The sequence below is a fragment of the Phreatobacter oligotrophus genome, from assembly GCF_003046185.1.
Taxonomy (GTDB): Bacteria; Pseudomonadota; Alphaproteobacteria; order Rhizobiales; family Phreatobacteraceae; genus Phreatobacter; species Phreatobacter oligotrophus.
On sequence record NZ_PZZL01000006.1, the window covers coordinates 187,986 to 202,060 of the forward strand.

Sequence of the window (14,075 nt, forward strand, 5' to 3'; positions counted from 1 at the left end):
GGAGGGCCTTTCGCGTTTCAGGGGTTGGTGAAAGCGAGCCTCGCGCCGAGGCCGACGAAGAGCGCGCCCAGCACCTTGTCCAGGCGGCTGCGGATCACGGCGAAGGACGACAGGGCGGCGAGCCTTGCCGCAGCCAAAGCGACGGCGAGGTTCACCAGCGTGCCGTTGACGTTGAAGACGAGGCCGAGGACGACGAAGGCCAGCGCCTTGTCGGAGGCGGCGGGGTCGATGAACTGCGGCAGGAAGGCAAGGAAGAACAGCGCCACCTTGGGGTTCAGCGCATTGGTGAGGAACCCTTGCGCGAACACGGCGCCAAGGGACGCAGGCGGCGCGGCCGCGGCGGCTTCCGCCAGCGACGGCCGCGCGAGGAGGAGGCGCAGGCCGGTGACGACCAGGTAAGCGACGCCGAGCCACTTCACGATGGCAAAGGCGAGCGCCGACTGGGCGATGATCAGCGACAGGCCGATCGCCGCCGCGGCGATATGCACGAAAGCCCCTGCGCCGACGCCCAGCGCCGCCACGGCTCCGGCGCGGGCGCCATCGCGCATCGACCGGGCCATGACCAGCGCCATGTCCGGGCCGGGCGTGATGTTGAGCAGCAGGCCAGCGAGGACGAAGAGCCAAAGATCGTGGATGCCGAACATGGGAGTTCCTGACCCCTACCCCACCGCCTTGGCCATGGCCCGGCCCGCCGTGCGGCCGGAGAACAGGCAGCCGCCGAGGAAGGTGCCCTCCAGCGCCCGGTAGCCGTGCAGGCCGCCGCCGCCGAAGCCGGCCACCTCGCCCGCCGCATAGACATTGCCAAGCGGCGTACCGGCCTCGGTCAGCACGCGGCCATCGAGGTCGGTCTGCAGACCGCCCAGCGTCTTGCGGGTGAGGATGTTGAGCTTCACGGCGATGAGCGGGCCGTTCTTCGGGTCGAGGATCTTGTGCGGCGGGGCCGTGCGCATCAGCCGGTCGCCGCGATAGGCGCGCATGCCCCGGATGGCGAGGATCTGCATGTCCTTGGCGAAGGGGTTGTCGATCTCGCGGTCGCGCGCGGTGATCTCCGCCGCCAGCGCTTGCGGGTCGATGAGGTCGGTGCCGACCAGCGCGTTCATGCGATGCCCGAGCGAGCGGATGTCGGTGTCGACGATGAAGTCCGCGCCCTTGTCCATGAAGGCCTGGACCGGCGGGGGCAGGCCCTTGCCGAGGCGCGACAGGACGCCGGCGATCGACTTGTTGGTGAGGTCGGGGTTCTGCTCGGAGCCGGAGAGCGCGAACTCCTTCTTGATGATGGCGCGGGAGAGCACGAACCACGAATAGCCGTGGCCGGATTTCACGATGTGCTCGAGGCTCGACAGCGTATCGAAGCCGGGGAAGTTCGGCGCCGGCAGGCGCTTGCCGGTCGCGTCCAGCCAGACCGAGGAGGGCCCGGGCAGGATGCGGATGCCGTGATGCGGCCAGATCGGATCGTGGTTCCGGATGCCCTCGACATAGTGCCACATGCGGTCGCGGTTCACGATGCGCCCACCCGCATCCTCGGTGATCAGCTGCATCCGCCCGTCGACATGGGCGGGCACGCCCGAGACGAGGAAATCCGGCAATGTGCCGAGCCTAGCCGGCCAGTTCTTGCGGACGAGGTCGAAATTGCCGCCGATGCCGCCGGAGGTGACGAGGATCGCCTGCGCCTTCAGCGCGAAGGCCCCGACGGGATTGCGGGAGCTCTCGGCGCCCCGCGCAACATGGGTCGCCTCCAGCACCTCGCCCTCGACCCCGTCGACCACGCCGCCGGACCGGGTGAAGCCGCTGACGCGGTGGCGGAAGCGCAGGTCGACAAGCCCACGCCCCGCGGCCTCCCGTACGCGCCGCTCGAAGGGCGCGATGACGCCGGGGCCGGTGCCCCAGGTGACGTGGAAGCGCGGCACCGAATTGCCGTGACCCGTGGCGAGGCCCCCGCCCCGCTCGGCCCAGCCGACCAGCGGGAACCAGCGCACGCCCTGCCCATGCAGCCAAGCGCGCTTCTCGCCATGGGCGAAATGCACATAGGCCTCGGCCCAGCGCCGCCCCCAGTCATCCTCGGGGCGGTCGAAGCCGGCGGAACCCAGCCAGTCCTGCATCGCGAGATCGAGGGAGTCGCGGATGCCCATGCGCCGCTGCTCGGGGCTGTCGACGAAGAACAGGCCGCCGAAAGACCAGAAGGCCTGCCCGCCGATGTTCTGCTCGCCCTCCTGATCGAGGAGGATCACCCGCTTGCCGGCATCGGCAAGTTCGGCGGTCGCGACGAGGCCGGCGAGGCCCGCCCCCACGACGATGACATCGGCATCCATGCGACTTCCCCGTTGCGCGGCGCCCTTGTTCCGGGCGCTCCCGTACCCCTGAGCCTGCGCGGCTCCGGCGGATGATGCAAGCCGGCCCGACGCGGGTCAGGCGGACTTCGCCATCTCCCTGAGCACGAACTTCTGCACCTTGCCGGTGCTGGTCTTCGGCAGTTCCGTGAACACCACCGTCTTCGGGACCTTGAAGGCCGCGAGGTTCTGCCGGCACCAGGCGACGATCTCCTCAGCCGTCGCCGTCATGCCGGGCTTCAGCTCGATGAAGGCGCAAGGCGTCTCGCCCCATTTCTCGTCGGGCTTGGCCACCACCGCCGCCGCCTGCACGGCGGGATGCTTGAACAGCACGTCCTCCACCTCGATGGAGGAGATGTTCTCGCCGCCGGAGATGATGATGTCCTTGGAGCGGTCCTTCAGCTGGATATAGCCGTCGGGATAGAGCACGCCGAGATCACCGGAATGGAACCAGCCGCCGGCAAAGGCCTCGTCGGTGGCCTTGCGGTTCTTCAGGTAGCCCTTCATCACGACATTGCCGCGCATCATCACCTCGCCGAGGGTGACGCCGTCGGCCGGCACCGGCTCCATGGTCTCCGGGTTCATCACCGTCATGCCCTCGAGCACCACATAGGGCACGCCCTGGCGTGCCTTCTTAGCGGCATAGTCGGCACTCGACAGCGCATCCCAGTCGCGGTTCCAGTCGTTGATGACGGAGGGCCCGTAGGTCTCGGTGAGCCCGTAGAGATGGGTGACGTCGAAGCCTGCGGCCTTCATCGCCGCCAGCACGGCCTCGGGAGGCGGGGCTGCCGCCGTGAAGAACGACACGGTGCGCCCGATCTCGCGCTTCTCGGCCGCCGGCGCATTGAGCAGAAGGCTCATGACGATGGGCGCGCCGCACAGATGCGTCACGCCATGATCGGCGATGGCGTCGTACATGGCCTTGGCCCGCACCCAGCGCAGGCAGACATGGGTGCCCGCCACGGCCGAGATCGACCAGGGGAAGCACCAGCCGTTGCAGTGGAACATCGGCAGGGTCCAAAGATAGACGGGGTGCTTGGTCATGCCGCAGGTCACGACATTGCCCAGCGCGAGGAGATAGGCGCCGCGGTGGTGATAGACGACGCCCTTGGGGTTGCCCGTCGTGCCGGACGTATAGTTGAGCGCGATGGCGTCCCACTCGTCGCCCGGCCGCTGCCAGGCATAGGCGGGATCGCCGCCGGCGATGAAGTCCTCGTACTCCACCGTGCCGATGCGCTCGCCGGGACCGTCATATTCCGGGTCGTCATAGTCGATGACGAGCGGCTTCACCTTGGCGAGCGCGAGGGCTTCCTTCGCCAGTTTCGAGAACTCGCGGTCGACGATGAAGGCCTTGGCCTCGCCATGGTCCAGCGAGAAGGCAATGATCGGGGCGTCGAGCCGGGTGTTGAGCGTGTTGAGAACCGCGCCGCACATCGGCACGCCGTAATGGGCCTCCAGCATGGCCGGCGTATTGGCGCAGATCACCGCCACCGTGTCGTTCTTGCCGATGCCGGCCTTGGCCAGCGCCGAGGCGAGGCGGCGGGTCCGCGCGTAGAGCTCGCGGTAGCTGCGGCGGATGCGGCCGTGCACCACGGCGGTGTGGTCGGGGAAGACCCGGGCCGACCGTTCGAGGAAGGTGAGCGGGGTCAGCGGCTGGTAGTTGGCCGGGTTCTTGTCGAGGTCGGTATCGTAGGCGCTCATCGGCGGCGTCTCATCTCGGGCGTTTCCGGGACCGACCCTACGCGCCACCTCCCACCGGTTCAACGGCGCTTCCGCGGTAGCCTGGTGCCGACATCCGAGTCGCCGTTTTTCCGCCGCAATTTCAAGGGGATGCATCATGATACCGCATTCCCTTAGGGGACGTGTGACCGCCCCGACACAGCCCTGCCGAACAGTGCTTCCTTGCCGCGTCAGGAGCCGGGGACTCACGGCTTTGCAGGTTGCAATTAACCCTCGCCCCCGTATCCCTAGCCCCATCGTTCGGGTGTGGTCGCGGCGAAAGAGGGGGTCGCCCCGGCCACGTCCGGAACGGTCGAGAGGCATCCGGTGGGTCCCTCCCCCGGCCATTAGACAAGGAAATACCCATGAAGAAATTTCTCCTCGCGAGCGCCGCTGTCGCCGCCCTCGCCACCGGCGCCCAGGCCGCCGATCTCGGCGCCCCGCGCGCTCCGGTCGCCGCTGCAGTGATCGCTCCGGCCTTCTCCTGGACCGGCTTCTACCTCGGCGCCCATGTCGGCTACGGCTGGGCCCAGGCCCGCTACACCGACTTCGCCACCCCCGCCAACAATGCCAGCATCAACGCCAACGGCGTTTTCGGCGGCATCCAGGGCGGCTACAACTGGCAGTTCAACAACATCGTCCTCGGTCTCGAGGCTGATGTTGCTGCTGGCGGCCTGCGTCGCACGTTCAACTTCGGTAACGGCGACACCTATCGCGCCTCCGTGCCGTTCCTGTCGTCGGTCCGCGCCCGCGCCGGTCTCGCCGCTGACCGTGCCCTGTTCTACGTGACGGGCGGTCTCGGTATTGCCACCCTGCAGGATCGCTGGAACCTCGGCGGCGTGGTCACCACGGCCTCGTCCACCCGTGCCGGCTACACCGTCGGCGGCGGCATCGAGTATGCCTTCACCCCGAACTGGACCGCGAAGGCCGAGTATCTCTACTACGGCTTCGGCGATCGCCGGAACGTCGTGGTCGCTGGCGACCGCGTTCGTACCGACATCCACACGGTGAAGCTGGGCATCAACTACCTGTTCTCGACCGGCCCGTCGGCCGTCGTCGCCCGCTACTGATCCGATCGGTCCTCACCGGACCATCGACGGAAAGGGCCGCCCTTGGGCGGCCCTTTTTCGTTGCGCGGTCGCCTCAGAGGAAGGCGCGGACGCCGCCGACGAGCAGCACGCAGCCGACGACGAAGGTCAGCCCATAGATGATGCGGTAGAAGAGATGGGCCGGCACGCGCCGCACCAGCCAGATGCCGCCCATATTGGCGACGATGGCGAGCGGGAAGAGCACGGCCGCTGTCGCGAGGTTGCCCGGGTTGAGCGCGCCGAGCGCGAGGAAGGGCGTCACCTTCACCAGGTTCACCGCCGCGAAGAACACCGCCGCCGTCCCCACGAAGACATCGCGCGAGAGGCCCCGCGGCATGGCGTACATGTTGAAGGGCGGCCCGCCCACATGGATGACGAAGCTGGTGTAGCCCGACAGCGCGCCGAGGATGCTCCCCGACGTCCAGTCCTGCGGCCGCTGCTCGCCCCCCGCCGGCGGCGGACGCAGCCAGCGGTCGAGACAGAAGCCCACCGCGATGACGCCGACGATCAGGCGCACCGCGGGCTCGGAGACGTAGGAGGCGAAGACATAGCCGGCGAGGATGCCGACGAGCGCGCCCGGCGCCAGATGCTTCAGCGTCGGCCAGTCCCAGGTCTTGCGATAGCTCCAGACGGTGACGACGTCCTGGACCATCAGCACCGGCAGCATAATGGCCGCCGCATGGATCGGCGAGATGGCCAGCGACAGGAGCGGCATGGACAGGATCGCCACGCCGCCGAAGCCGCCCTTCGACAGGCCGTAGAGGATCACCGCCGGAACGGCGACGACGTAGAAGAAGGGATCGGTGATCATCGGATGCAAGGACCGCAGGCGTCGGGACGGCGTTCACCGTCCCTAGCACCGCCATCCCCACACAAGAAGGGCGCCCCGCGGGCGCCCTCTCATGCCAATTCGCAGGTGATCCGGGTCAGCTCGGGCGCGATCCGGCATAGGCGAAGAGCTTCGGCGCAGCGGCCGCGCCCGGCGCCGCCACGGCCGGCTTGCCGCCGGGGACATAGAGGCCGCGCCGCTCGGTGACCGGCTTGAAGGCTTCCGTCAGGCCGACCACCGTCTCGGCGGCGCCGAGCAGCAGGTAGCCGTCGGGCGCCAGCAGTTTGGCGGTGCGGTTCAGCACGTCGATCTTGGTCGGCTGGTCGAAATAGATCAGCACGTTGCGGCAATAGACGATGTCGAACTGCCCGAGCGCCGAGAAGTCGTTCAGCAGGTTCAGGGTGTGGTAGTGCACCATGGAGCGGATCTCCTGGGAGATCGTCCACTGGTCGCCGTTCTGCTGGAAGTACTTCAGCAGCATCTGGATCGGCAGGCCGCGCTGCACCTCGAACTGGGTGTAGACGCCGGCCTTGGCCCGCTCCAGAACCTCGCCGGAGAGGTCGGTGCCGATGATCTCGAACCGCCAGCCCGCCACCGCCGCGCCCATCTCCTTGAGGATCATGGCGAGCGAATAGGGCTCCTGGCCGGTCGAGGCCGCCGCGCACCAGATGCGGATATGGCGCTTGGCCGCCCGCGCCTTCATCAGGGCCGGGAGCATGTGCTCCTTGAAGTGGTCGAACGGCGTCTTGTCGCGGAAGAAGAAGCTCTCGTTCGTCGTCATCGCTTCGGTGACGGCGGAGGCGAGCGGCTCCTGGCCGGGCATCTTCAGCTTCTGGACGAGCTCGCTGATCGAGGCCATGCCATTCTTGCGAACGATCGGCATGAGCCGGCTTTCGATCAGGTACTGCTTGTCATTTGACAGCACCAGGCCGGAACGGGTCTTCAGGAAGCCCCTGAGGAAATCATAGTCGAGAGGCGTCACGACCGGTCTCCGGAGAATACGCGCATGATCTTCGGGGCGATCTGGTCGATCGGCAGGACGGCGCAGGCATGGCCCGCCTGGGCCACCGCGCCTGGCATGCCCCAGACGACGCTCGTGGCCTCGTCCTGGGCAATGACCGAGCCGCCGGCGGCGACGATGTCGCCGGCGCCATGGGCACCGTCATGACCCATGCCCGTCAGCACGCAGCCGAAGGTCTGGGCACCCCAGGCCTGGGCGGCCGAGGTGAACAGAGGGTCGACGGCCGGCTTGCAGAAGTTGATCGGCGGGCCGTCCTCCAGATGGATGACGTTGGTGCCGCCGGTCTTGCGCACCACCATGTGCTTGCCGCCGGGGGCGACATAGATGCGGCCCGCCTGGATCGGCTCGCCGTCGCGGCCCTCGGCCGCCGGGCGGCCCGAGGCCTTGGCGGCATGTTCGGCGAGGATCGTGGTGAAGGTCGGCGGCATGTGCTGGGTGATCAGCACCGGCACCCGGTCGATGAAGGAGCCGAGGGCCTTCAGCACCGTCGTCAGCGCCTGCGGGCCACCGGTGGAGGAGCCGATCAGCAGCACCTTCGGAATGGTCGTGCCCATGGCCCGCAGCTTGAAGCCGCTGTCGTTGAAACCGACGGACTGCGGGGCGATGGAGGGCGAGGACACGCGCGGCGCGGCGGCAGCAGCCGGGCTACCGGCGGGGCTGGCAGCGCGGAAGGCGCGACCGGAGATCTTGCGGCGGCGGCCGAGCGCACGGACCTTGTCGAGGATCTCGCGCTTGAAGGCCGGCGAGGTGGTGACGCCGGCATTGGTCTCCGGCTTCGGCACATAGTCGGCTGCGCCGAGCGACAGGCACTTCAGCGAGATCTCGGCGTTGCGGCGCGTCAGCGTCGAGGCCATCAGCACCATGACGTCGCGCTTGGCCTGGATGATCAGCGGCAGCGCGGTGATGCCGTCCATGTCCGGCATCTCGATGTCGAGGATGACGACGTCGGGATTGACCTTGGCGATATCGGCGACGGCCTCGCGACCGGAGCGGTGGGACGCCACCAGCTTCATGTCGGTTTCTTCGGAGATCCAGCGGCCCACCAGACCGCGCACGACAACGGCGTTGTCGACGACCATGACCTTGATCGGGTCGATGGGACTGGGGGGCGGGCTGGACGAAGCCGCCTTGAAGGACGCGAGACTCATGACGCCGATACTCGGAACAAACGCGTGACGGGGCGGCTCCTGCCGCGGCGGATCAGATCAGGCCGACTTCGGCGAACTTCGCTTCGACGATGTCCTTGTCGAAGGGCTTCATGATGTATTCGTTCGCACCGGCATGCATGGCGCGGGCGATGTGCGCCACGTCATTCTCGGTGGTGCAGAAGACCACCTTGGGAGCCTGGCCACCGGGCAGCTTTCGCAGCTCGCGGAGGAACTCGTAGCCGTCCATGACCGGCATGTTCCAGTCCAGCAGGATGGCCGTCGGCATGGTCTCGTAGCAGAACTCGAGCGCCTTCTGCCCGTCCTCCGCCTCTTCGATCTGGAAGCCGAGGCCTTCCAGGATGCGCCGGGCGACCTTGCGGATCACCGAGCTGTCGTCGACCACCAGACAGGTTTTCATCGCCTTCAGTCCTACGCGTTACTTGAACTTATGCGGCCATCTGCTCGCCACCCATGGCGAGCACGGAATCGACGTCGAGGATGACCATGAGCTGGCCGTCCAGGCGATGCACGCCGGCCGAGACACGGGACCAGCGGGGATCGAGATTGATGGGGTTCTGCTCGAAGCTGTCATTGGCGAGCTTCAGAACCTCGCCGACCGAGTCGATCAGCAGGCCGTAGCTCTCGCCGCGCGACTCGATGCCGACCGCCATGGCGGGCTTGGCGTCCTTCTCGCGGCCGAGGCCGAGGCGCACCCGCATGTCGATGGCGGTGACGATGCGGCCGCGCAGGTTCAGCACGCCGGCAATGTCGGGATGGGCGAGCGGCACGCGCGTCAGCCGGTCCGGCATGAACACGTCCTGCACGCGCGAGATGGGCAGGCCGAAGAGCTGGCCGCCGATGAGGACCGTCACGTACTCGGTCACGTCGTCGCTGGTGGTCTGCTGCATGGAGTGATCCTCGCGCATGTACGCTTACGCCGCCTGGGCGAATTCGTTGGCGGTTTCCTTCAAGGCGGCGATGAGGCCCTGACGGTCGAACTTGGCGACATAGTCGTGGAAGCCGGCAACGCGGGCGCGCTCGATGGCGGCCGGGTTGGTCAGCGACGACAGGGCGATCACCGGGGTGGAGGCGAACCGCTTGTCGGCGCGCAGCGCCTCGGCGAACTCGAAGCCGTTCATCTCCGGCATCTCGATGTCCGAGACGACGACGTCGAACTTGTTGTCGCCGGCCTTGAGGATCTCGAGGGCCTCAGAGCCGGCGGAGGCGGTGACCACCTCGTAGCCCGCGGCCTTGAGCACCGGCGTCAGCATGTTCCGGAAGAACGGCGAGTCGTCGATGAAGAGCAGCTTGCGGGTCAGCGCCTCGATGCGCATTTCCTTGCGCTTGAACCAGTCCTCGAAAGCCAGCGGCAGGTAGTGGCCGATGTCGAGGATCTCGGTGGCCTGGCCCTTGATGACGGCCGAGCCGAGCATGCCGGGAACGTCGGCCGAGACCTCGATGTTCAGCGCGTCCTCGACGATGTCGACGATCTCGTCGACCACCAGGCCCATGGAGCGGCCGGCATCGGAGAAGACCAGCAGCGGCTGGCTGCCCTCGCTCTTCAGCTGCATCACGCCCGAGACGGGCACCAGCGGCATGAGGGCGCCGCGGTACTGGACGAGGTGGCGGCCATGGGCCTGCTCGATCTTGTCCACCGCGACCTCCTCGAGGCGGGTGACGAGGGAGAGCGGCACGGCCTTCTGCTCGCGCGAGCCGGCGCGGAAGACCAGCATCGAGATGAGCTGGCGCTCGTTGCCGCGGCTGGCATTGGCCTCGGTCTCCGCGGCCTGGGCGGAGACGTCCGTGCCGATGGCGGAGGCGATGCCGTTCGGGTCGATGATCATGATCACCGAACCGTCGCCGAGGATCGTGGTCCCCGAGAACATGGTGATGTGACGCAGCTTCGAGGACATCGGCTTCACGACGATTTCCTCGGTGTGGAAGACCTGGTCGACGACGATGCCGAAGGTCTGGCTGCCGACCTGGGTGACCACGATGAAGCCGTTGGTCTCATCCAGCGGCTCGCCGCCGGCAATGCCGAGCAGCTGGCGCAGGTGGACGAGCGGCAGCAGCTTGTTGCGCAGGCGCAGGACCGGGGTGTCCTTGATCCGCTCGATGCGGTGCTCGGAATTCTGCTGGGCCCGGACGAGCTCGATGACCGAGAGCTGCGGGATGGCGAAGCGGTCGCCGGCGCTCTCGACGATCAGCGCCGAGACGATGGCGAGCGTCAGCGGGATCTTGATGGTGACGGTGGCGCCCTCGCCCTGCACCGACTTCAGGTCGATCGTGCCGCCGATCTGGTCGATGTTGGTGCGCACCACGTCCATGCCGACGCCGCGGCCGGAGACCGAGGTGACGGCGGCAGCGGTCGAGAAGCCCGGCGCGAAGATGTGCTTGTGGATCTGCGCTTCCGTCATCTTCTCGATCTCGGCCTCGCTGGCGAGGCCCTGCTCGAGAATCTTCTTCTTGATGCGGTCGGTGTTGAGGCCGCGGCCGTCATCGGAGATGGCGATCACGATATGGCCGCCCTCATGATAGGCGGACAGCTTGATCGTGCCCTTCTCCGGCTTGCCGGCGAGGCGGCGCTGCTCCGGCGACTCCAGGCCGTGGTCGGCGGAATTGCGGACCATGTGGGTCAGCGGATCCTTGATGAGATCGAGGACCTGGCGGTCGAGTTCGGTCTCGGCGCCGTGCATCTCGAGCTCGATCTGCTTGCCGAGTTCGTTGCCGAGGTCGCGAACGATGCGCGGCAGCTTCTGCCAGGCATTGCCGATCGGCTGCATGCGGGTCTTCATCACGCCGTCCTGCAGCTCGGCCGTGACGTTGGAGAGGCGCTGCAGCGGCACCTTGAATTCGGAATCCTCGTGGCGGCGGACGATCTCGAGGAGCTGGTTGCGGGTCAGCACCAGCTCGGAGACCATGGTCATCAGCTGCTCGAGCGTGTCGACATTGACGCGCAGGGTCTGCTGGCCCTTCACGCCGGTCTCGCCATCGTCCTCGCCGGCGGCGGCCGTCTTGGCGGGGCGGGCGGCCGGCTTCTTGGCCTCCACCTTCTCGACCTTCTCGGCCTTCTCGGCCTTGGCCGGGGTCACGGAGGGAGCGGCCACCTCGGGCAGCGCCGGGGTGATCTCGGCCTCGGTCTCGCGGAAGGCGCGCTCAAGCTCGTCGAGCGACACTTCGCCGGGGCGCAGGGCGCGCTCGAGGGTCTGCTCGGCAACGGTGCCGGTCGCCTGCTTCGGCTCGGCCTTGGGCGGCTCGGCAGCCTTCGGCGCAGCCGCCTCGGCGGGGGCCGTATCGGCGGCCATCGACATCGCCTCGAGCTGGCTGATCAGGTCGCCATCGTCGCCCTCCGGCTCGGAGCCGGCGGCCTCGAGGTCGCCGAGGATCTCCTTCAGGCGGTCGATGGTGAAGAGGATGAGCGACACGCCGTCGCCAGTGACCGGCGCGCCGTCGCGATACTTGCCCATCAGGGTCTCGGCGGCATGCGCCAGGGCCTCGAGGCGCGGCAGGCCGAGGAAGCCGCACGTGCCCTTGATGGTGTGGACGAGGCGGAAGATGTTGCCGAGGATCGCGGCGTTGTTGGGGTCCTGTTCGAAGCGGACCAGCTCGACGTCAACGACGTCCAAGCTCTCGTTGGTTTCGGTCAGGAATTCGCGCAGCAGATCATCCATGTCGCCCAGCCCGGCCTTTTCAGCACACCGGCATACCGGTTCCACGGCATGCCACATGAGCCGGAGTGTCCGGTAAAAGGGTTAAGGCTTGTTGAAGCGCAAAATCGTTTCACAGCCGAAAAACGGCATCAAATTTTGGTTGATTTACAGCAAGTTAAGCAGGTCGCAGAAAACGTGACGTAAGGTCACGCAGCGCTGATTTCGACGCGGTCCTCGATCTTTTCGATCCGCACCGTCATACCGGCGGCACGGGCCAGAAGACCGGCGTAGTAGGGCTGGATCGCATGGGCGTCGATCGTGCCCTGCTCGTTGCCGGGAATGCCGGCGAGCAGATCGACCGCATGGGGCGGCACGCGGGCATTGAGGCCGGTGACGAGGATGTCGAACCCGGCGGTGTCGCCCTCGCCCGTCATCGTCACCTTGATGGTGCCGCCGCGCGGAATGGCGCCGGCCGCGAGCAGCATCAGGTTCAGCAGCAGCTTCACCCGGTTCTTCGGCAGGAAGGCCGGCGGAATGTGCCAGTCGACCGTGGTGCGGTCGTCGTTCAGGAAGTTCGCCGCCACCTGGTGGGCGTCGCGGGTGTCGATGGCGGAGCCGGCCGAGCCCGCCGCGCCGAAGGCGATGCGGCAGAACTGCAGGCGGGCCGAGGCGGTCTTGGCGCTCTTGCGGATCAGGTCGAGGGCGAGCTCGGTCGTCGCCTCGTCGGCGCCGTCCTCCATCAGCTCCAGCCCGTTGACGATGGCGCCGACCGGCGAGATCACGTCATGGCAGACGCGGCTGGCGACGAGCGCGGCGAGGTCCAGCCCTTCGAGCGAAACGGGGCTGCGGGGAGCGTCGGCCATGGTCGGTCTCCGGGAGGCGAAACGAATCGGGCTCGCCCACCTTTCGGCGGGCAAACCCGGTTACACCGTCGCATCGTCAGGGAAAAGAGCGCGGCGGCGCGCTCACTCCTCGTCGTCGGTCCGCAGCGACTTGAGGTTGGCGAAGACCTTCTCGGCGTCGTAGCGCTCCTCGCGCTTCGGCGCCTGCTCGCGCTCGAAGGGATCGTACTTGGCCGGCGCCGAGGTGGTCTGGTCGGCCGGCAGCAGGGTCTGCTCCGGCGTAGTGTCGATCGGACCACGCTCCTTGGCGGCGCGATTGACCTCCATGTCGAGGTCGATCTGCGAGCACAGGCCGAGGGTCACCGGGTCCATCGGCGTCAGCGTCTGCGAATTCCAGTGGGTGCGGTCGCGGATAGCGGCGATCGTCGGCTTGGTGGTGCCGACGAGGCGCATGATGGCCGCGTCCTTGAGCTCCGGGTGGTTGCGCACCAGCCAGAGGATGGCGTTCGGACGGTCCTGGCGGCGCGAGACCGGCGTGTAGCGCGGCCCCTTGCGCGACTTCACCTCGGGCAGCTTCACCTTGGGCGGGGCGATCTTCAGCCGGTAGGCCGGGTCCTTCTCGGCCTTGGCGATCTCCTCGCGGGTCAGCTGGCCGGTGATGACGGGATCGGCGCCCTTGATGCCCTGGGCCGCCTCGCCATCGGCGATGGCCTTCACCTCGAGCGGGTGCAGCGTGCAGAACGCGGCGATCTGTTCGAAGGACAGAGCAGTGTTGTCGACCAGCCAGACGGCGGTCGCCTTGGGCATGAGGAGCTGGGTCATGGCGGGCCTCTTCACAAGAGGATCGACGACGCGGCGGCCTGTGAGAAGGGTAGACCCCTCCCCCGCCCCGGCCCGGAGGGCTGGGGCCGAGGCGACCGCCTCGTATCGATCAAAGGATCGGGAAATCACCTTCGATATAGCGGCCTACCCGCCGTGACGCAAACCATGGCGTGAAAAATCGTGGCGAAGGCCACATAGCCATGGACAAAGCCTCTTGATTCTGCTACGCGCCACTCTCTCTTTGGGCATCCTCGCCACTCGGCTAACCGCTGTGCGAACCCTGCCCGATCTCGAAACAGATGACGTGAAGGATCATCGGCGTGCAGGTTCTCGTTCGCGACAACAATGTTGACCAGGCGCTCAAGGCGCTGAAGAAGAAGATGCAGCGCGAGGGCATCTTTCGCGAGATGAAGCTGCGCGGCCACTACGAGAAGCCGTCCGAGAAGAAGGCCCGCGAGAAGGCTGAGGCCGTGCGCCGCGCCCGCAAGCTGGCTCGCAAGCGCGCCCAGCGCGAGGGTCTGATCCCCGCGAAGCCGGTGAAGCCGCGGGCCGCTGCCGGCGCTCGCTGAGCTGCAAGACTTCTCCTTCCGCCGCAATTTCGTCAGGCCCGCGATGCACGATCCTCGCGG

The 14,075-nt window shown here is 67.5% G+C and carries 13 protein-coding genes; 2 read left to right on the forward strand and 11 right to left on the reverse strand.

Annotation, left to right across the window (positions count from 1 at the left end; translation table 11 throughout):
• Positions 1-17: 17 nt before the first annotated feature.
• The 3 genes from C8P69_RS15350 to C8P69_RS15360 all read right to left on the reverse strand — a co-directional run bounded on the left by C8P69_RS15350 (position 18) and on the right by C8P69_RS15360 (position 4,028).
• Positions 18-644 (reverse strand): LysE family translocator, encoded by a 627-nt coding sequence (locus C8P69_RS15350; RefSeq protein WP_108178303.1) that lies wholly within the window; start codon positions 642-644, stop codon positions 18-20.
• A gap of 15 nt (positions 645-659) precedes the next feature.
• On the reverse strand, positions 660-2,309 hold the full coding sequence (locus C8P69_RS15355) for an FAD-binding dehydrogenase (protein WP_108178304.1): 1,650 nt from the start codon (positions 2,307-2,309) through the stop codon (positions 660-662).
• Positions 2,310-2,405: 96 nt separating this feature from the next.
• Complete coding sequence (locus C8P69_RS15360; protein WP_108178305.1) at positions 2,406-4,028, reverse strand: acyl-CoA synthetase; 1,623 nt, start codon at positions 4,026-4,028, stop codon at positions 2,406-2,408.
• A gap of 383 nt (positions 4,029-4,411) precedes the next feature.
• On the opposite strand from C8P69_RS15360, the gene C8P69_RS15365 reads away from it, so the two are divergent.
• The gene (locus tag C8P69_RS15365; protein WP_245902065.1) at positions 4,412-5,116 is read left to right on the forward strand and encodes an outer membrane protein; all 705 of its coding nucleotides are present in this window, start codon (positions 4,412-4,414) and stop codon (positions 5,114-5,116) included.
• A gap of 73 nt (positions 5,117-5,189) precedes the next feature.
• Here C8P69_RS15365 and C8P69_RS15370 read toward each other — a convergent pair whose 3' ends face one another.
• The 8 genes from C8P69_RS15370 to C8P69_RS15405 form a co-directional block, all read right to left on the reverse strand.
• Positions 5,190-5,945 (reverse strand): sulfite exporter TauE/SafE family protein, encoded by a 756-nt coding sequence (locus C8P69_RS15370; RefSeq protein WP_108178306.1) that lies wholly within the window; start codon positions 5,943-5,945, stop codon positions 5,190-5,192.
• A 115-nt stretch (positions 5,946-6,060) separates the two neighbouring features.
• On the reverse strand, positions 6,061-6,945 hold the full coding sequence (locus tag C8P69_RS15375) for a CheR family methyltransferase (protein WP_108178307.1): 885 nt from the start codon (positions 6,943-6,945) through the stop codon (positions 6,061-6,063).
• Entirely contained in the window at positions 6,942-8,132 is a 1,191-nt protein-coding gene (locus C8P69_RS15380) for a protein-glutamate methylesterase/protein-glutamine glutaminase (RefSeq protein ID WP_108178308.1), read from the reverse strand. The genes C8P69_RS15375 and C8P69_RS15380 overlap by 4 nt, the downstream gene beginning before the upstream one ends.
• Before the next feature lie 52 nt (positions 8,133-8,184).
• A complete protein-coding gene (locus tag C8P69_RS15385; protein ID WP_108178309.1) occupies positions 8,185-8,550 on the reverse strand; it encodes a response regulator in 366 nt (121 codons plus the stop codon).
• A 28-nt stretch (positions 8,551-8,578) separates the two neighbouring features.
• Positions 8,579-9,040: a chemotaxis protein CheW gene (locus C8P69_RS15390; protein WP_108178310.1), complete on the reverse strand. Its 462-nt coding sequence runs from the start codon at positions 9,038-9,040 to the stop codon at positions 8,579-8,581.
• Positions 9,041-9,064: 24 nt separating this feature from the next.
• Positions 9,065-11,803 carry a hybrid sensor histidine kinase/response regulator gene (locus C8P69_RS15395; RefSeq protein ID WP_108178311.1) on the reverse strand — a complete coding sequence of 913 codons (2,739 nt, stop codon included), beginning with the start codon at positions 11,801-11,803 and terminating at the stop codon, positions 9,065-9,067.
• Between the two features lie 185 nt (positions 11,804-11,988).
• Positions 11,989-12,645, reverse strand: a complete 657-nt coding sequence (gene chpT / locus C8P69_RS15400; protein WP_108178312.1) for a histidine phosphotransferase ChpT — start codon at positions 12,643-12,645, stop codon at positions 11,989-11,991.
• A 102-nt stretch (positions 12,646-12,747) separates the two neighbouring features.
• Complete coding sequence (locus C8P69_RS15405; protein WP_108178313.1) at positions 12,748-13,446, reverse strand: DUF1013 domain-containing protein; 699 nt, start codon at positions 13,444-13,446, stop codon at positions 12,748-12,750.
• Positions 13,447-13,766: 320 nt separating this feature from the next.
• Here C8P69_RS15405 and rpsU point away from each other — a divergent pair, with 320 nt between their 5' ends.
• Positions 13,767-14,015, forward strand: a complete 249-nt coding sequence (gene rpsU / locus C8P69_RS15410; RefSeq protein ID WP_108178314.1) for a 30S ribosomal protein S21 — start codon at positions 13,767-13,769, stop codon at positions 14,013-14,015.
• The last annotated feature ends 60 nt before the right edge of the window (positions 14,016-14,075 follow it).

Bases quoted from the DNA above. Each gene is read 5' to 3' on its own strand.
- C8P69_RS15350 (WP_108178303.1), bottom strand. From the start codon at position 644: ATGTTCGGCATCCACGATCTTTGGCTCTTCGTCCTCGCTGGCCTGCTG.
- C8P69_RS15355 (WP_108178304.1), bottom strand. From the start codon at position 2,309: ATGGATGCCGATGTCATCGTCGTGGGGGCGGGCCTCGCCGGCCTCGTC.
- C8P69_RS15360 (WP_108178305.1), bottom strand. From the start codon at position 4,028: ATGAGCGCCTACGATACCGACCTCGACAAGAACCCGGCCAACTACCAG.
- C8P69_RS15365 (WP_245902065.1), top strand. From the start codon at position 4,412: ATGAAGAAATTTCTCCTCGCGAGCGCCGCTGTCGCCGCCCTCGCCACC.
- C8P69_RS15370 (WP_108178306.1), bottom strand. From the start codon at position 5,945: ATGATCACCGATCCCTTCTTCTACGTCGTCGCCGTTCCGGCGGTGATC.
- C8P69_RS15380 (WP_108178308.1), bottom strand. From the start codon at position 8,132: ATGAGTCTCGCGTCCTTCAAGGCGGCTTCGTCCAGCCCGCCCCCCAGT.
- C8P69_RS15385 (WP_108178309.1), bottom strand. From the start codon at position 8,550: ATGAAAACCTGTCTGGTGGTCGACGACAGCTCGGTGATCCGCAAGGTC.
- C8P69_RS15390 (WP_108178310.1), bottom strand. From the start codon at position 9,040: ATGCAGCAGACCACCAGCGACGACGTGACCGAGTACGTGACGGTCCTC.
- C8P69_RS15395 (WP_108178311.1), bottom strand. From the start codon at position 11,803: ATGGATGATCTGCTGCGCGAATTCCTGACCGAAACCAACGAGAGCTTG.
- chpT (WP_108178312.1), bottom strand. From the start codon at position 12,645: ATGGCCGACGCTCCCCGCAGCCCCGTTTCGCTCGAAGGGCTGGACCTC.
- C8P69_RS15405 (WP_108178313.1), bottom strand. From the start codon at position 13,446: ATGACCCAGCTCCTCATGCCCAAGGCGACCGCCGTCTGGCTGGTCGAC.